25 protein-coding genes, 1 tRNA gene and 1 pseudogene are annotated in these 15,979 nt (G+C 61.8%); 16 read left to right on the forward strand and 11 right to left on the reverse strand.

Features of this window, described 5'->3' with window-relative positions; all coding sequences use genetic code 11:
* The 7 genes and pseudogenes from ASE71_RS36210 to ASE71_RS09290 form a co-directional block, all read right to left on the reverse strand.
* A pseudogene (locus ASE71_RS36210) lies at positions 1 to 362 on the reverse strand (hypothetical protein); the annotation flags it as partial.
* Complete coding sequence (locus tag ASE71_RS09270; protein WP_244496849.1) at positions 359 to 508, reverse strand: hypothetical protein; 150 nt, start codon at positions 506 to 508, stop codon at positions 359 to 361. The gene ASE71_RS09270 and the pseudogene ASE71_RS36210, both read right to left, overlap by 4 nt.
* Positions 509 to 554: 46 nt before the next feature.
* Positions 555 to 866 carry a hypothetical protein gene (locus ASE71_RS09275; protein WP_413814630.1) on the reverse strand — a complete coding sequence of 104 codons (312 nt, stop codon included), beginning with the start codon at positions 864 to 866 and terminating at the stop codon, positions 555 to 557.
* Positions 866 to 2,449 (reverse strand): hypothetical protein, encoded by a 1,584-nt coding sequence (locus ASE71_RS09280; protein ID WP_063891156.1) that lies wholly within the window; start codon positions 2,447 to 2,449, stop codon positions 866 to 868. Before ASE71_RS09280 ends, ASE71_RS09275 begins: the two co-directional genes overlap by 1 nt.
* A complete protein-coding gene (locus ASE71_RS36385; RefSeq protein WP_164475050.1) occupies positions 2,446 to 2,598 on the reverse strand; it encodes a hypothetical protein in 153 nt (50 codons plus the stop codon). Before ASE71_RS36385 ends, ASE71_RS09280 begins: the two co-directional genes overlap by 4 nt.
* Positions 2,598 to 3,086, reverse strand: a complete 489-nt coding sequence (locus ASE71_RS09285) for a hypothetical protein (protein WP_060518467.1) — start codon at positions 3,084 to 3,086, stop codon at positions 2,598 to 2,600. Before ASE71_RS09285 ends, ASE71_RS36385 begins: the two co-directional genes overlap by 1 nt.
* A gap of 238 nt (positions 3,087 to 3,324) precedes the next feature.
* Entirely contained in the window at positions 3,325 to 3,555 is a 231-nt protein-coding gene (locus ASE71_RS09290; RefSeq protein WP_060518469.1) for a hypothetical protein, read from the reverse strand.
* A gap of 48 nt (positions 3,556 to 3,603) precedes the next feature.
* Between ASE71_RS09290 and ASE71_RS09295 the strand changes: the two genes are divergently transcribed.
* From ASE71_RS09295 to ASE71_RS09330, 9 genes are all read left to right on the forward strand, one after another.
* Entirely contained in the window at positions 3,604 to 4,314 is a 711-nt protein-coding gene (locus ASE71_RS09295) for a LexA family protein (RefSeq protein WP_060518471.1), read from the forward strand.
* A gap of 90 nt (positions 4,315 to 4,404) precedes the next feature.
* Positions 4,405 to 4,596, forward strand: coding sequence for a hypothetical protein (locus ASE71_RS09300; RefSeq protein WP_060518473.1), 192 nt, complete (start codon positions 4,405 to 4,407; stop codon positions 4,594 to 4,596).
* A gap of 79 nt (positions 4,597 to 4,675) precedes the next feature.
* Entirely contained in the window at positions 4,676 to 4,849 is a 174-nt protein-coding gene (locus ASE71_RS36390; RefSeq protein ID WP_164475051.1) for a hypothetical protein, read from the forward strand.
* On the forward strand, positions 4,849 to 5,175 hold the full coding sequence (locus tag ASE71_RS09305) for a hypothetical protein (RefSeq protein WP_060518475.1): 327 nt from the start codon (positions 4,849 to 4,851) through the stop codon (positions 5,173 to 5,175). The genes ASE71_RS36390 and ASE71_RS09305 overlap by 1 nt, the downstream gene beginning before the upstream one ends.
* Positions 5,172 to 5,492 carry a hypothetical protein gene (locus ASE71_RS09310; RefSeq protein ID WP_060518477.1) on the forward strand — a complete coding sequence of 107 codons (321 nt, stop codon included), beginning with the start codon at positions 5,172 to 5,174 and terminating at the stop codon, positions 5,490 to 5,492. Before ASE71_RS09305 ends, ASE71_RS09310 begins: the two co-directional genes overlap by 4 nt.
* Entirely contained in the window at positions 5,485 to 5,649 is a 165-nt protein-coding gene (locus ASE71_RS36395; protein ID WP_164475052.1) for a hypothetical protein, read from the forward strand. Before ASE71_RS09310 ends, ASE71_RS36395 begins: the two co-directional genes overlap by 8 nt.
* Before the next feature lie 49 nt (positions 5,650 to 5,698).
* Positions 5,699 to 6,226, forward strand: a complete 528-nt coding sequence (locus ASE71_RS36400) for a hypothetical protein (protein WP_200949905.1) — start codon at positions 5,699 to 5,701, stop codon at positions 6,224 to 6,226.
* Positions 6,226 to 6,597, forward strand: a complete 372-nt coding sequence (locus tag ASE71_RS09320; protein ID WP_060518479.1) for an HNH endonuclease signature motif containing protein — start codon at positions 6,226 to 6,228, stop codon at positions 6,595 to 6,597. The genes ASE71_RS36400 and ASE71_RS09320 overlap by 1 nt, the downstream gene beginning before the upstream one ends.
* A gap of 498 nt (positions 6,598 to 7,095) precedes the next feature.
* Positions 7,096 to 7,977 carry a tyrosine-type recombinase/integrase gene (locus ASE71_RS09330; protein ID WP_162251841.1) on the forward strand — a complete coding sequence of 294 codons (882 nt, stop codon included), beginning with the start codon at positions 7,096 to 7,098 and terminating at the stop codon, positions 7,975 to 7,977.
* A gap of 91 nt (positions 7,978 to 8,068) precedes the next feature.
* Here the strand turns inward: ASE71_RS09330 and ASE71_RS09335 are convergent.
* Positions 8,069 to 8,153: transfer RNA gene (locus ASE71_RS09335), tRNA-Leu, on the reverse strand.
* Positions 8,154 to 8,365: 212 nt separating this feature from the next.
* Here ASE71_RS09335 and ASE71_RS09340 point away from each other — a divergent pair.
* Positions 8,366 to 8,878, forward strand: coding sequence for a disulfide bond formation protein B (locus tag ASE71_RS09340; protein ID WP_060518485.1), 513 nt, complete (start codon positions 8,366 to 8,368; stop codon positions 8,876 to 8,878).
* 112 nt (positions 8,879 to 8,990) lie between these two features.
* On the opposite strand, the gene ASE71_RS09345 is transcribed toward ASE71_RS09340, so the two are convergent.
* Positions 8,991 to 9,548, reverse strand: a complete 558-nt coding sequence (locus tag ASE71_RS09345) for an HNH endonuclease (protein ID WP_034797858.1) — start codon at positions 9,546 to 9,548, stop codon at positions 8,991 to 8,993.
* A gap of 107 nt (positions 9,549 to 9,655) precedes the next feature.
* The gene (locus ASE71_RS09350) at positions 9,656 to 10,303 is read right to left on the reverse strand and encodes a DNA-3-methyladenine glycosylase family protein (protein ID WP_034797859.1); all 648 of its coding nucleotides are present in this window, start codon (positions 10,301 to 10,303) and stop codon (positions 9,656 to 9,658) included.
* 54 nt (positions 10,304 to 10,357) lie between these two features.
* Here ASE71_RS09350 and gluQRS point away from each other — a divergent pair, with 54 nt between their 5' ends.
* Positions 10,358 to 11,239 carry a tRNA glutamyl-Q(34) synthetase GluQRS gene (gene gluQRS, locus ASE71_RS09355; protein WP_060518487.1) on the forward strand — a complete coding sequence of 294 codons (882 nt, stop codon included), beginning with the start codon at positions 10,358 to 10,360 and terminating at the stop codon, positions 11,237 to 11,239.
* On the opposite strand, the gene ASE71_RS09360 is transcribed toward gluQRS, so the two are convergent.
* The gene (locus ASE71_RS09360) at positions 11,228 to 12,136 is read right to left on the reverse strand and encodes a YihY/virulence factor BrkB family protein (protein WP_060518489.1); all 909 of its coding nucleotides are present in this window, start codon (positions 12,134 to 12,136) and stop codon (positions 11,228 to 11,230) included. The two genes, gluQRS and ASE71_RS09360, sit on opposite strands and share 12 nt — an antisense overlap.
* A gap of 181 nt (positions 12,137 to 12,317) precedes the next feature.
* Between ASE71_RS09360 and ASE71_RS09365 the strand changes: the two genes are divergently transcribed.
* The 5 genes from ASE71_RS09365 to ASE71_RS09385 all read left to right on the forward strand — a co-directional run bounded on the left by ASE71_RS09365 (position 12,318) and on the right by ASE71_RS09385 (position 15,935).
* Positions 12,318 to 13,151, forward strand: coding sequence for an SDR family oxidoreductase (locus ASE71_RS09365; protein WP_060518491.1), 834 nt, complete (start codon positions 12,318 to 12,320; stop codon positions 13,149 to 13,151).
* Positions 13,152 to 13,175: 24 nt separating this feature from the next.
* Positions 13,176 to 13,379, forward strand: coding sequence for a twin transmembrane helix small protein (locus ASE71_RS09370; RefSeq protein ID WP_034797863.1), 204 nt, complete (start codon positions 13,176 to 13,178; stop codon positions 13,377 to 13,379).
* Positions 13,380 to 13,446: 67 nt separating this feature from the next.
* A complete protein-coding gene (locus ASE71_RS09375; protein ID WP_034797864.1) occupies positions 13,447 to 14,025 on the forward strand; it encodes a cob(I)yrinic acid a,c-diamide adenosyltransferase in 579 nt (192 codons plus the stop codon).
* 77 nt (positions 14,026 to 14,102) lie between these two features.
* Entirely contained in the window at positions 14,103 to 14,900 is a 798-nt protein-coding gene (locus tag ASE71_RS09380; protein ID WP_060518493.1) for a rhomboid family intramembrane serine protease, read from the forward strand.
* A 285-nt stretch (positions 14,901 to 15,185) separates the two neighbouring features.
* The gene (locus ASE71_RS09385) at positions 15,186 to 15,935 is read left to right on the forward strand and encodes an electron transfer flavoprotein subunit beta/FixA family protein (RefSeq protein ID WP_060518495.1); all 750 of its coding nucleotides are present in this window, start codon (positions 15,186 to 15,188) and stop codon (positions 15,933 to 15,935) included.
* Positions 15,936 to 15,979: the final 44 nt, after the last annotated feature.

A 15,979-nucleotide genomic window follows, 5' to 3' on the forward strand; every position in this document is an offset into this window, starting at 1 on the left:
CCGGAAACGGGAGCGAATTCCTCGTCGGAAAGATCACCGTCATTGTCCCATGATTGGAACGCAGCTTCCGGCGTCTCGCGATCGTAGATGACCCGATACCAGTGCGCACTGTCGCGCCCGTTGTCGCTAACAACCACGCGCCGCTCTACGGCTCCGATCACAACGAGGCGATCGAGCGAGGTCTGCACCGTCGAGCGGGCGCAGCCGATCTCTTCGGACATCTTGACCTGGCTGCGCCGGCACCATCCGTGCTTGCTGCTGGTATGCCGCCCGAGAACGCAGAGAACCTGCAGATCCCGCCCCTTAAGTCGCTGATCTGTGACCAGCCAGCCGGGAATAATTGATAGTCGCGCAGTGCTCACGTCCCGCCCCTCTGAATATGCCGTGCCGCCTGAATCGTGCGGCAAACCGCGTCCTCGCCAACGCCGAGGGCGTCTGCGATGTCGCAAGTGTCGAAATGTTTGGAGTTCCAAAGGATGACGGCGGCCAGCGCCTTCAATTCATCCATCTTGCCACTCATGGCCGATGATCGCGATCGGCGCACGTCTCTTCGGTTAAGACTCAACATGCCTAGCCTCCGCTCTAGCGCCCCGGCGCGCGATTTCGACAAGCTGCAAGCGCGCGTATTCGCGTGAGACCCGCATTGTGATGGGGTGGCCGCCGTCATCGCAGCGGACGCCGCAGAGCGCGGCGATTTCGGTTGCTAGGCACGTGAGGCCGGGCTGAAATCCCGCCCGCTGGAGCGCGGCGCGGATCGCCATCTGGTCGCGCAAAAGCACGTCCAGCGGTGCATTGAGGATCCATCGAGCCCGAGTGGCATCGTCGGGCGCGTCGAGCAGCTCTTCGACGATCGGAAGCGGAGCCATCATTGCGCCACCGCCTTCCACACGCCGTCGCCGTTAGCGACGATCAGCCCGTCGGCTTCGAACTCTGCAATCAGCGCCTCGGCGACCGCACCGCGCACGGCGACGCCGCGACGAAAGGCGCAGAAGTCGAATGAGCGCTCCCGCCGCACCCATTCATGTGCCCGATCGCGTTCCTCGTCGACGCGCTCGTCGAGCGTCTTTCGCGGCGTCTCGCGGGCGAATTCGTCGGGCTGCGGCTTGAAGGTCATCGGCGCGACGTTGCCGCCCGCACCCGGCAGCAGCGGCGCAGCGTTCTCGTATGCCTTCCAGTCCACGCGGATGATGCGCGGGAAGCCAGCGCCATAGCCGCCGTCTTCGTTGCGTTCCCAGACGAACCACGCGGTATTCATCTGGCTCGACGCCTCAGGCCCCTCCCATCCGTCCCGGTGCATCATCGGCAGGCGGCGGGTGAAGAGGTAGACGCGCGACGGCGGGTTTTCGTCCATGACAAAGACGCGATTCGGATCGTCGAACCCGGCCGCGAAATTCCAGTTGAGCAGCAGCGCCATCTTGCGCGGCTTGTGCTCGCGCAGCGCATGAGCGGGGAAAGAGTTCGCCAGCTCCCCATAGGGCGGGTTGGTGACGATATCGACGCCGACCGAACCCCCAGCGACAGAATGCAGGAAGTCGCCGACTTGCTGCGGCTCGCCGTGCCGCGTGGTGACGCCGCGATCGACGAGATCCGCGATCATCACCTCGTAGCCGGCATCTTCTAGCGGGCGCATGATCGCGCCCTTGCCGACGGCCGGCTCTTTCACCGTCGCCGAGAAGCTTTCGAGCGCCAGCAGAGTGCGCATCGCCTCGATCGGCGTCTGGTAAAGCTGGTCGCCCTTATCTTCCGATGGGGCAGAGCGCGTACCGATCGCGTGCGATAGGCTGCGCCGGCTCGGATCAAGCCCGGCCTCCAGCCGCGCCGCGATCACACGCTCGATGAAATCAGGCTGCTCGCGCACGACATTGCGGAGCTTGCGCGCCTCGTGCAGGCGGCGCTTGTCGATGCCGACATCGTCGAGCGTGAAAACGTCCGCATCGCGGACCTTTGCGCGCCCCTGCTTGGCGACCTTTCCTTTTTCCTGCGCTTCATCGATCGTATCGGCCATCGCGACGTAGCACATGCTTTCGATCTTCAGCGCTTCCGCCTGCATCAGGCGCGCTTTGTCGAGAAGTTCGCGTGAGGCCTTCACCTTCTCGGCATAGTTCACCGCCGCTTTCGCCTGCTCATAGGCGCCGGTCGAAAGCATTAACGCTGCCCGCAGGTCGCCAGCGCTCAAAAGCGCGCGCGCCGTCTCGATCGAAGCGAACAGCTCCGACCGTTCCGGGACACGCGCCGGAGCAGAGAGCGGTGCATCGAGCACCGGCGGCGCTGCAGCATCAGGGGCGTACCAGACAGGGCCGTCCTTCGGGTGACGCCGGACAAGTCCCTTGCCGTTCAGATTCCGCGCGGCCGCTTGCTCGCTTTTTTTGGTGCAGCGGTAAAAGCCGTCCACTTTCACCGCATCGAGAATGCGAGATTGCGTCGACGCATAGGAGACAACTTCGATCACAGCGCCCGCCTATCCGATTTTTCTATGATTTCGCAGACCTCGCGCTCGTCGATGTTGAGCAGCGCGGCGATGGCGTAGGTGTCGTGCTGGCCGTCGTGCCAAAGCTGCAGCACGCGCTCGATCAGGATTTGGCGAGAAAGCGAGGGCATCAGTCCCTCACGAGCCGAAGCGATGCGGACATGCCGCCCTGCGCCTTGACGACAGCTGCCATCGCGCGCAGGTCGGACATCGCCTTTTCAAGGGAGGCCGCGACACGGTCCACGCTGGCCGCCTCTGTCGGCGAAAAGTGCCCATCCGAAATCGCGACTGCGACGCAATTCGCCAGCTCGCCGGAAAGGCGCATCACCTCGGCGTGCGCGGCAAGCACGTTGACCTCGGATTGCCGTTCGGCTTCCGGATCCGTCAGCCGGCGGCCGCTGGCTTCCGCCATCACAGCAGTGATCAGCGGTTGACCGCAGTCCTGCTCCAGCGCGCGAACGGCGCCGATCGGCATCAGGTCGGGATCGTTCGAGTTATTCCAGCGGCCGACATGGCTCTTGGAAAAACCGGTGATGCTTACGGCGCGCTCGATGCCGCCGCAGCGTTCGATCAGGTCACGCTGCGCAGCTTTCACGCGGTAGAGGAAGGCGTCGGACATGGCTGTCTCCAGACAAGAAAAAAGCGTTCCCGCGCCGGGAAATCCGGTCGGGTTTTCCCGTTTTGGGAAAGGTCACGAAGTGCGAAATTCAGTCCGTCAGATCACGGGGGACCACATGGATAGGCGGATGGAAAAAAAGAGGCAGGGACGCGCAGGTCAGTGGCGCGCCCCTGCCAGGTGGCAAGGCGCACGGGAGGGAGGAGACCCGCGTCTGTCGTGCCTTGCGTGGAGAACATCGTCATTCGGCCGCCTCCCTTTTTGGGGGCGCCTCAAGCCACTCGATCAAACGCTGATAGGTCTTGATGTTGAAGCCAAGACCAGAGCGGACGCGGGAAAGAAACTTGCTGTCGCCGACCGCTGCGATACCGATGGCGGAAAAGCTCACATCATATTCGATGGAATAGGCAGTAGCCCGCTCGATCAAGCAGGTGCGCACGTCGGCTTCGGTGATGAGGCTAGGTTTGCACATGGCGGGCATATTCGGGACATTTCCCGAATAGTCAAGGGATAATTCCCGATGGACGTGATATTTCCCGAAATGCCAAATAGGCACATGGAAACCTCGTTGCAAAAGCGCCTGAAGTTCAGAATGGATTTTCTGGGCTTAAACGCCTACCAGACCGCCAAGAAGGCCGGCTTGGGAGATAGTTTCGTGCGCGACATCTTGCGCGGACGAACACGCAGCCCGTCGGCCGAGAACTTGGCCAAGCTCGCGGCTGCGCTTGAAACCACTCCGGACTACTTCACGCTCGAAGTCGAGCCTGCAGAAGCCCCGAAACCACTCCCACTACCAATCACCGGCCTTACTGTGGTCGGAGACATTCAGGCAGGCACCTGGTTGGATCGAACCCTTTTTGACGACGGCCACGAACATGAGATCATTCCAGTGGCCCGCGACCCGAGGTTCCCACATTCGAAACAATACGCGCTACGCGTTAGAGGCGATTCCATGGATCGCGAGTTTCCTGACGGGTCTTTCGTGACATGCGTTGATTACTACGACAGCGGGATAGGCATGAAAGACGGACTGATCGTTCACGTAGAGCGTCACTCTGGACCATTGGTCGAGGTAACACTCAAAGCGATCGAGCACGTCGACGGGGAACTCATGCTTTCACCGCGAAGCACAAATCCCAAGCATCTTCCGCTAAAAGTGGAAGGCGACGGCGGGACCGAGATCGTAATCAAAGGCGTCGTCATAGGCAGCTATCGGCGCACCGCACTATAGCCGTAATCGGGAAATATCCCGAATCCCAATTGACATAGGGAAATATCCCGAATAACACTTGCTCCAATCCCGAACGATTGGAGCAAGCGCATGCGCACAAACACCTCAAAACTTTCCCCGGCAGAACGTCGCACCCTCAATCGCATGGCAAAAGCCATGATCGACGTTGGCGAGGGCTGCACAGGCGAAGACCTGAAGCGCCGGAACTTCACCCCCGACCAGATCCGCACTCTCGGCCCGACGGCCAGCGAGCTCGCATCCGACATGGCTCAGTTCGCCTGAGGCCGAACGCTTTCGGCGTCGGCCTTCGGGCCGACATCGAAGGTGTTCCCTTCACTGTCCTCAATCGGAGTCTCTAGTCATGAATGAGCACTTCACCGGCTACCACAAGGCACGCCTTGGCGCCGGCTACAGCCGCTTTCGGCTTCTCTGCATCACCCTTGCCATGACGGCCGGCATGCTGATGTCGGCATTCCTCGCCGGCAACACGGCAGTCAAGAAGGAATGGCAATTTGCATCGGAGGCTCGCGTCTGATGGGCCACTACCCCCTCGACGGCGCCATCCCCGCCGAACCGATCGTTCACCGCCTTTGGGAGCAGGGCGCGACCGCGCGCGACATGGCGGTGCACTTCTCAGTGCCGCTCCCGTCCATGGAACGCTATCTGCGCCCGCGTCTCCCTCGCTGGATTGACGCGCAGCGACGTGCCGCCTCGCCCGACGCTCGCCGTGTCGTTCATACCGTCCGCTACTTCGACCGCAAGGCCTACCAGGTGATGCACGTATCCCTGCCCCGGATCTCGATGCACGTGAAAGCGATCGAGGCCGGGCACAAGGAAGTAGACTGGAGGATCGCGGCATGACGATCACCCTCTGGAAACCCGAAGCAGACGTCGTTCTGCACCAGGCGCTCGGCAAGTGCGCCGAGGAGTGCGCAGAGCTTTCTCAGGCTTTGGCCCGTTGCCTCATTCAAGGCTTCCACGAAGCGGAGCCGGTGACGCACAAGCTCAACCGGACGCATCTCCTTGAAGAGACGGCCGACCTCAAGGCAGCGCTGCGCTGGCTTTTCGACGTTCTGGACGAGCCGTTCAAGGGCGAAAGCGAACGCGAGCGCCGCAAGTTCGACGGCTTCAAGCGGTGGCAGGCCATGCTTGAGGCAGAGGGAGGCGCCAGTGCCTGACCTTCACCCCTTCCGCATCCACTTTCACGACCCCGAAATCGCGCCGCTCGACATCGACCCCACCGACGCCAAGGCCGCGCGCGACATGGCAGCGGAACGCCGCAACGTCTCGCCGGGCGCTATCCGCAAGGTCAAAGTCATCAGGGAGGCGAACTGATGGCTGCCTACCGTGCGAAATGCGCTGCTCGAGAGAACCGAGGCAAGCCATGAACCTCGACTATGCGAAGGCCAAGTATCACGACGTTTGCAATCTGCTCGGCCTCTCCAGCGAGGAATGGTGCGAATCCTACGACATGGACAGCGGCCAAGCCGAGATCTGCGCCAAGGAGCCGATGACCGGCGAGATCGTGCCGATTGCCCACATCTTGAAAGCCTGCGGCTACGACGACCGCAGGATCATGACGCACGCGCCGACCTACCTGCGCGCCCTAGTATTCCTCCTGCAACACGCCTTTCGCGAAATCCGCGACCTTCGCCGGCAACTGGAGCAACGCCAAGAGAAACCGAAGGACTTTGCCGCCGAATGCGCAATGAAATGCGCAGAACCAGCGTTCAAGAAGTTTCTCGGAGAGCGGCACGGCCTACAGTCGCCGCTAACGAACGACCGAGCCGCTACGCGCGTGCGATCCATTCTGGCTATCTCATCACGCCGACAACTGAACGAAGACGCGACCGCCGCAGAGCGCTGGAAGAACCTGCGCAGCGACTTCGACGCCTGGAGGCAGTACGGGTGATGGTGAGCCGCCGCGAGGCGATCCGCGAAAGGATCATGGCGAGAATAGCTATCGACCCCGCAACCGGCTGCTGGATTTGGCAAGGCCCGACCTCCGGCAGCAAAGGCCGTGGCAAGAATTATCCGCGTATGTCGCTCGGCAGCCAGACGGTCGCCGTGCATCTGGTCATGTGGACCAACGAGCACGGCTATATCCCCGGCAAGAAGCAACTAGACCACAAATGCCGCAACCGGCTTTGCGTCAATCCCGACCCCAAGCATACGGAGCTGGTGACGCACAAGGAAAACCAGAAACGCCGCGACCGGGCGCGCGCCGGCATGATCGGCCACAACGGCGGGCCGTCGCTCGAATGCGAGGAGATCACCCAATGAGCCGAGAAATGATCGCCGTTGACACGCGCGCTCGCCGCTCCGCCCTGCTCCCTCCAGGCCTTCCACCCTTTGGCGTCACCCGCGAGCAGGCAGCCCTACTGCTCAGCATCAGCGTGTCTCTGTTTGACAGCGCCGTTGAAGTTGGCACCATGCCACAACCGAGAGTGCTCGGCGGGCGAAACATATGGGATGTCGACGAGCTTTGGGCGAGCTTCCGGGCGCTACCACACAAGGCTGGCATGAGCCGAGACCCAGACGAGCAGCGACCACAAGGGAACGCTTTCGATAATGCCAAAAAAGCTTGATGACAAACTGCCAAAGGGCGTCAGTCTCGATCGCGACTGGCGCACGAGAGAAGCCCGCTACTATTTTCGCGCGCCTGACCGCAAGAAAGTGCGCCTCAAGGAGACGCCGGGAACGGATGCCTTCGATAAGGAAGTCGCCTGCGCCCGCCTTGGAATACCCTACGTGCCCGAAGGCACAGAGCCACCGCCTGCCGTGGCGACGCTGAAACGAGATCCCGCCGAAGGGACCGTCGATTGGCTCTATGCAGAGTACAAGCGCCGCGCAACCATCAGCGCAGGCGTCATGGCTCGTCGCGCGACCATCCTGGAAGAGGTCTGCGATTACAAGTTCGGCACAGCTCGCTGCGGCGCCCTACCCTATGCTGACATGCGCAAGCGCCATGTCGTCGAGATCCGCGATGCCCTCCGAGAAAAACCGGGATCGCGCAACGATGTGAAGAAAGCCATTTCAGCGCTCTTCGCATGGGCTGTCGAAAGCGACCTTGCGCAGATGAACCCGGCCGCGAAAATCAAACTGCTGCATTCCGGCGATGGCTTCCACACTTGGACCGTCGAGGAAGTCCGCCAGTACGAGGCCAAACACGCCGCCGGCACGAAGGCGCGCCTTATGTTGCACCTGGCGCTCTACACCGGACTGCGGCTCGATAGTCTCTCCATCGTCGGCCTCCAGCACATTCGCAATGGTCAATTGACCATCCGTCCAGAGAAGACGCGCAAGTCGAGCGGCGTCATCGTTGACATTCCAGTGCTGCCGGAGCTGCAAAAGACGATCGACGAGTGCCCGACTGGAAACCTGACCTTCCTCGTCACCGAGTTCGGCAAACCATTCACAACGAATGGTCTCGGCAACAAGATGCGGGACTGGTGCGATCAAGCCGGATTGTTCCACTGCACCACTCACGGCCTGCGGAAAGCCGGCGCCACGATCGCCGCCGAGAACGGCGCGACGGATGAGGAGCTAATGGCAATTTTCGGGTGGACCACGAAGAACCAGACGACCACCTACACCAAGAAAGCGCGCCGCAAACAGATGGCGGCAGGTGCCATGCACAAGCTCGTACCGGAACAAAAGTAGGCCGTATTTTGTCCCACACATTTCGGGGTGCGAAAATGTGGGGCAAAAACAGCGAAAAAGAACAACAAAAACAATATCTGTTAGGTGTAGGTGGTGCCCCATGCCGGGGTCGAACCAGCACTCCTTTCGGAACTCGATTTTGAGTCGAGCGCGTCTACCAATTCCGCCAATGGGGCTCAGGGAAGTGCGATATCAGCGGCTCGGATTTACACGAAGGATTTCGCCGTGGTCAACCATCATTTTCAGGATGCACGACCAACAATCACGAAAGCGTGCGGGCCGCTCACAGCCGCTGCGATTTACAGCGCGCACGATCCTGCCTAAGAAGGCGCCATCCAGTTTGCACTGCGGCATCCCTCGGTTTCGAGTTGCTGCCCGCGAGGTATAGATGATCGACGCCGCCACCCAATCCCGCCAGCATTTGCTGATCGCCGTTATCGTAACACTCGGCATGGCGGCGACCGTGGGCGGCGCGCTCGGCTTCGAGCATGTCGGTGGCTATATTCCCTGCGCGCTCTGCCTGTTGCAGCGCGATCCCTACTACTGGGGCATCCCGGTCGGTGTTTTGGCAATCGCCACGAGCGCGTTCAAACTGCCGGCGTGGACGACACGCACTCTGCTTCTCATCGTCGGCATCCTGATGCTGGTCGGCGCCGGCATGGGCGTCTATCACTCGGGCGCCGAATGGGGCTTCTGGGAAGGACCGTCCACCTGCGCCACGACCGCGCAAGGGATTTCGTCGAATGTCGGTGATCTGCTGGGCGATCTCGATTCCAAGCATGGCCCGTCCTGCACCGAAGCCTCCTTGCGGGTGCTCGGGCTCTCCTTTGCCGGATGGAATGTGATCGCCAGCCTCATCCTCGCAGCAATCGCCTTGCGCGGTGCGGCAAAGGGGCGCTGATCCCAGATCGCTCTCGGAAAACAGGCAACGCCCCGACAAGGGGGTTCGCGAGCGCACGCACCTCTCCTGACCCCGCTTTGGGCTTAGATCCGGCAAGAAGGCACGAACAGCGTCAGGGCTGCAGTTCGACGTCCCAGTAGAGATAGTCCATCCAGCTTTCATGCAGATGGTTCGGCGGGAAGAGCCGGCCGTTGTTGTGCAGGTCCTGCACCGTCGGCTGGAAAGGCCTCTGGTGCGGGAACATGCCGGCTTGCTTCGGCAGCTTGCTGCCCTTGCGTAGATTGCAGGGCGAGCAGGCTGCGACGACATTGTCCCAGGTCGTCTGGCCGCCGTGAGCGCGGGGCACCACGTGATCGAAGGTGAGATCGTCGGGCGAACCGCAATACTGGCATTCGAATTTATCGCGCAGGAACACGTTGAACCGGGTGAAGGCCGGGTGGCGTGAGGGCTGCACGTAGCTCTTGAGGCAAACAACGCTCGGCAGTCGCATCGAGAAGCTCGGAGACGACACCGAATGTTCGTACTCGGCAAGGATATTTACACGGTCAAGGAAGACGGCCTTGATCGCGTCCTGCCAGGACCAAAGCGACAAGGGGTAGTAACTCAGCGGCCTATAGTCAGCGTTCAAGACGAGCGCCGGCAAGGCCTGTGGTGAGACTGCAATCGTCAAGCGTATTCTCCTGATCGATTCGGCATCTGCACCTTCTATATTAGGCCCGTTGCAACAGGATTGTGAAGCCGGAAACAAAAATGCGTGCGCTGGATTCGCTTTTTCCTTCAAGGTGTCACAGGAACAGCATCACGACGCATTTCCTGTGAATAATAGGCCCAGAAGAGGCGTGCGGCGACGCTGCGCCAGGGCGACCACGAAGCGGCGAGCGAATCAATTTCACGTGCGCTCGGGCGCAGTTCGAGGCCCAGTCCGTGACCGATCGCGTTTTGCAGCGCGACGTCGCCCGAGGGAAAGACATCCGGGTGGCCGGCGCAGAAGAGCAGATAGACTTCCGCCGTCCAGCGCCCCACCCCCTTGATCGCCGTCAGCTCCCGGATCGCCTCCGATCCTTCGATGTTGCAGATCGCGTCGAGATCGATCTGACCGCTGACGACCACCTCGGCCACGCGCCTCAGCGCCTCGGCCTTCGCCCGCGACAGCCCGATCGCCCGGCAATCCTCGTCGCTCAGCGAATTGACGCCTGCCGCCGTGACCTCGCCGAGCTTTTCTTCCATGCGCCGCCAGATCGCAGCCGCACTTGCCTTCGAGACCATTTGCGAGACGATGATGCTGGCAAGGCCGCGATAGCCGGGATCGGTGCGCCGGAGCGGCACCGGGCCGGCTCTCGCAACGACGTGCCCGAGGCGCGCATCGAGCATCACCAGGCCTGACAGCCCGGCCTCGATATCCTCATGTGTCCGGATGATCCGCATGACGCCTCCACAAAGCGGATGATTTTTATACCCCTTCCATGGCAAAGGGAAAGCATGCCTGACACGCCACCCGTTTTCCGTTTTGCCCCGAGCCCCAACGGGCTGCTCCATCTCGGCCACGCGCTTTCCGCGGTGCTGAACCATGACATGGCGAAGGCCGCGAACGGGCGTTTCCTGCTGCGCATCGAGGATATCGACCAGATCCGCTGCCGCCCGGAATTCGAGGCGGCGATCTTCGAAGACCTTGCCTGGCTCGGCCTCGACTGGGAGCGCCCGGTGCGCCGGCAATCGGAACATCTCGACGCCTACGCGTCGGCGCTTCAACGGCTGGACATGCTGGGTGTCATCTACCCCTCGGTCATGACCCGCGGCGAAATCAAGGCCGCCGTTGCCGATGCGGAAGCCGGCGGCCAGACCTGGCCGCGCGATCCGGACGGCAGCCCGCTCTATCCCGGCCGCGAGCGCGAATTGCCCCAAACCGAGCGCGCGGCTCTCAGCGCGGGCGGCAAGGCCTATGCTTGGCGGCTCGACATGGAGAAGGCCATCGCGCTTTTGGGAAAAGACCACCTGAGCTGGGCCGAGAGCGGCCATGGTCCCGAGGACGAAACCGGCACCGTCATCGCCGACCCCGCCGCCTGGGGCGACGTGATCCTGTCGCGCTCCGATGCGCCGTCAAGCTACCATCTATCCGTCGTCGTCGACGACGCGTTGCAGGGCATCACCCATGTGGTGCGCGGCCGCGACCTCTATCATGCGACATCCGTGCATCGGCTGCTGCAGCGGCTTCTCGATCTGCCGGAACCGCTCTATCACCATCACCGGCTGATCCTCGGGCCGGATGGGCGCAAGCTGTCGAAGAGCAACCAGGATACCGGCATCGCCGCTTTCCGCGCCGCCGGTCGCACGGCGGAGGAAATCCGCGCGCTAATCGGCTAGGTCCTGCTCCTCGCGGGTCGCGTCGTTGCCATTGCGCAGCTGGAAGCTGCGCCGCACCATGCTCTTGACCCTGTATTTGAGGATCGCCGCATTGATCTCGGCGCCGATGATGAAGATTGCAGCGATCATGTAGAGAAACACCAGCACGATCATGATCGACGCCAGGCCAGCATAGGTAGACACATAGGTGGCGAAGGTCGCGAGGTACGAAGCAAAGGCATAAGCGCCGATCGTCCAGCAAACGAGCGTCAGCGCGATGCCCGGCAAAACGTCGATCACTTTACGGTGCCCATCCGGCAGCCAGAGATGGGACACCAACAATCCGCTGGTCAGCACGACGAGAGCGAGCGGCAGGCTCCAGTTGTCGACGGTCGCAAGCACGCCACCAAGCCAGGGGAGCCACTGTCCGGCATAACGCACCGCCAGCGGCACGGCGACGAGCAGAATGCTGAGTGCGGCCAGGATCAGGACGCCGGCAAGCACGAAGCCGAGGCTCGCAAGCCGAGTGACGTACCAGTAGCGGCTCTCGGTCACTCGATAGGCGCGATTGAGCGAGACGCGCAGCGCCTCGACGCCGTTGGAGGCGAAATAGGCGGCGGCCAGCACCGAAACGGTCAAGAGCCCACCGCGCGGGATCGTCAGCACCCGCACGATTTCGTCGGCGATGGGCTTGGCGATCGATTCCGGCCAGGCATCGAAAATCAGATGCACCGCCGTTTCGGCAAACTGGTCGGCCCCGAGAAAGCTGCCGAGCGCCGTGCCGAAAATCAGGAAGGGAAAGACGGCGAGCAGCGACGACAGCGCCACATGGCTCGCCATCGCCCAACCGTCGTCGAGGCTGAAGTGCCAGAGCGCATCGAACACGACTTTCCAGGTGATGCGTATAAACGCTGGCATTCCATTCCAATCCTACGAGGCGCCGGGACTACCCGATCAGTACGTCCGTCTCGGCGCCGTTTCCTTGGCTTCGCATGACCCCAACGGCGACAACGCTGGCGGGTTCCGGCTTGCGCAATTCAATTGTATCCCGCCGATGAATATGGGAAACCGAGGCAGGATTTCTACAGGATTCGACCGGATGACGGATCGCCCCACAATCATTGTCACCGGATGCTCCTCCGGAATCGGCGCCCATTGCGCACGCGCGCTTCATGCCGACGGCTGGCGGGTCTTTGCGACCGTGCGCCGGGAAGAGGACCGGCAATCGCTTGAAAGCGAGGGCATCGAGACCTTTCTGATGGACTACACCAAGCCGGAGAGCATCGCTGCCCTGGCCGATACGGTGCTGGCGCTTTCCGGCGGGCGCATCGACGCGCTGTTCAACAACGGCGCCTATGGCCAGGCGGGTGCGGTCGAGGATCTGCCGACCGAGGCGCTGAGGCTCCAGCTCGAGACCAACGTGATTGGCTGGCACGACCTGACGCGGCGGGTGATCCCCGCGATGCGGGCGCGCGGCAGCGGCCGCATCGTGCAGTGCTCTTCCATCCTCGGCATCGTGCCCTATCGCTGGCGCGGCGCCTACAACGCCTCCAAGTTTGCGATCGAGGGCCTGTCCCTCACCCTCAAGATGGAGCTGGCCGGCAGCGGTATCGAGGTGAGCCTGATCGAGCCAGGGCCGATCACATCGAAATTCACCGCCAATGCCGTTACCTATATCGAGCGCTTCATCGACCTCAAGAATTCGGTGCACCGCTTCGAATACGAGCGGCAGATGCGACGCCTGAAAGGCGAAAGCAAACCCGCGGCCGGAAAGCTCGGCCCGGAGGCGGTTTATGCGGTTTTGAAGCACGCACTGACAGCAAAGAAACCGAAACCGCACTATATTGTAACAAGGCCAGCCAGACAGGGCGCGCTTCTGAAGAAGCTCCTGCCGGCGGCACTGTTTTATCGCATCATCGGCCGACTTGGCTGAAGCAGAATTGCAAGGAAGAGTTCGATGTCCAGCTTCTTTACCGGCTTGACCCTGTTCGTCATGGGCCTGGTCGTGATCGTTTTGATCCGCGGCCTCGTGAACATGGCAAAGGGTGGCAGCGGCAACACGTCCAACAAGTTGATGCAGGCGCGTGTGCTGTTGCAGGCAATCGCGATCGTGCTCATCATGGTGACCCTTTGGATCACCGGCGGCGGCCGTCCGACCTGACGCAAATTCCGAACGGACAACCGTTCCACACCGTTCCTGAAATTGCGCTAGAGGACTGCGTCCGCCCATGGTGAAGCTCAACAAGATCTATACCCGGACGGGTGACAACGGCACCACCGGGCTCGTCTCCGGCCCGCGCCGGCTGAAGAGCGATCTGCGCGTCGATGCTTATGGCGCAGTGGACGAAACCAATGCCTTCGTCGGCCTGGCTCGGCAGCATACGGCCGGCAACGTCGATCTCGACGCCGCACTGATGCGGATCCAGAACGATCTCTTCGATCTCGGCGCGGATCTCGCAACACCCGACACCGGCGAGCCGCCGCAATACGAACCGCTGCGCATCGTCGCAGCGCAGGTGACCTGGCTCGAAACCGAAATCGACCGGCTGAATACCGAACTTGATCCCTTGCGCTCCTTCGTGCTTCCGGCCGGCAGCCCCGCCTCCGCAGCCCTCCACGTCGCCCGCACGGTCGCACGCCGTGCGGAACGCCAGGTGGTGGCCCTTGCCCAGATCGAGGGTGAAGTCGTCAGCACGGAAGCCATCGCCTATATCAATCGCCTGTCGGATTTCCTGTTCGTCGCGGCGCGCTTTGCAAATGACAAAGGTCAAGCCGACGTCCTTTGGATTCCCGGAAAAAACAGATAACGTCGGCTCGCGCATCGTCGCGCCCGATCGAGATTCGGCGGGAGAAACGGGCAATAACCTGTGCTTCGGGAGACCGCATGTTCATACCGCTTCACGATACGAACACCCTGAAGCACATCAAGGTCCAGTACGTCACGATCAGCCTGATCGTCATCAACATTGCCGTCTGGCTCATCACCGGACCGATTGCCTCCGAGCAATTCGCCAACGCCGCGCTGCTGGGCTTCGGCTATATCCCGGCGCTCATTTTCGACTACGCGCAGCTTGATCCCTCGCTCGTCGTCGTCCCCGACGGCTTCACCTTCGTCACCTATTCCTTCCTGCATGGCGACTTCATGCACCTCGCCATGAACATGCTGTTCCTCTGGGTGTTCGGCGACAATGTCGAGGATGCGCTCGGGCACTTCCGCTATCTCGCCTTCTATCTTCTCTGCGCGGCTGCAGGCGCACTGGCGCATGGGCTTCTCGACCCGGCCTCCGAGGCGCCGTTGATCGGCGCATCGGGCGCGATCTCCGGCGTCGTTGCCGCCTATTTCCTGCTGCACCCGAAGGTGCGCGTCTGGGTGCTTGTCTTCTTCCGCATCCCGCTGCCCTTGCCCGCGGCCATCCCGCTTGCCTTCTGGATAGGCCAGCAGTTCTTCATGCTGGTCGTCGATCCCGGCAGCGGCGTGTCCTGGAGCGCCCATGTCGGCGGCATCGTCGCGGGCCTGGTTCTGGTTGTCATTTTGCGACGCCGCGATGTGCCGCTTTTCGACCGCACGATCGTCACGCCGCGCGCCGTCCGGCACAAGGCCGAACCGGTCACCGCAAGCCAACAGCCGTCGTCAGATGCGACAAGACCGCCCATTCCCTGGGGACGCCAGACCGGATCCTGACACCGGCAATCGCCAGCCTTCAGCGAGGATGATCCGTTATTTCAATGGCTTGCCTGAAGCGCGCCCGGCCCTGCCGGGACAGTGCTGCGTCAGGCCCCAAGCCACTTGCCATCGATCATTCTTACGTGTACGTAAACGTAATTCCAATTCTCGGGATTATATCGATTTAGCGCCATGCACAGCGATTGTAATTGGAGAAAAAACGCGTATCGATGTCGCCAACCGACAATCAGGCGGCTCCGTTAAGGCGCATTTTCCTGCGAAAGCTCTTGGAGGGAAGAATCCATGAAAATACTTGTGACGGTGAAGCGGGTCGTTGACTACAACGTCAAGATCCGGGTGAAGGCAGACGGTTCGGGCGTCGAGCTTGCGAACGTGAAGATGTCGATGAACCCCTTCGACGAAATCTCGGTCGAAGAGGCGCTCAGGCTGAAGGAAGCCGGCAAGGCTGAGGAGGTCGTCGTCGTTTCCGTTGGTCCGGCCAAGGCCGAAGAAACCCTGCGCACGGCGCTCGCCATGGGGGCTGACCGCGCCATCCTGGTTGAGACCGAAGACCAGGTCGAGCCACTCGCCGTCGCCAAGATCGTCAAGGGTGTGGCCGAGGCTGAACAGCCGGGCCTGATCATCGTCGGCAAGCAGGCAATCGACGACGATTCGAACCAGACCGGCCAGATGCTGTCGGCCCTGCTCGGCTGGGCGCAAGGCACCTTCGCCTCCAAGGTCGAGATCGGCGATGGCAAAGCAACCGTGACGCGCGAAGTCGACGGCGGTCTGCAGACCATCGACATCAAGCTGCCGGCCGTCGTCACCACCGACCTGCGTTTGAACGAGCCGCGCTACGCCTCGCTGCCGAACATCATGAAGGCGAAGAAGAAGCCGCTCGACAAGAAGTCGCCGGCCGACTTCGGCGTCGACACGGCCGCCCGCCTCAAGGTGCTGAAGACCGAGGAGCCGTCGGGCCGCAAGGCCGGCATCAAGGTCAAGTCGGTCGCCGAGCTCGTCGAAAAGCTCAAAACCGAAGCCGGCGTGCTCTGATTTAAGGAAGGGAGATTTTATCATGGCCATTCTTCTTCTGGCTG

The organism is Ensifer sp. Root954 (assembly GCF_001429005.1).
GTDB classification, from domain to species: Bacteria; Pseudomonadota; Alphaproteobacteria; order Rhizobiales; family Rhizobiaceae; genus Ensifer; species Ensifer adhaerens.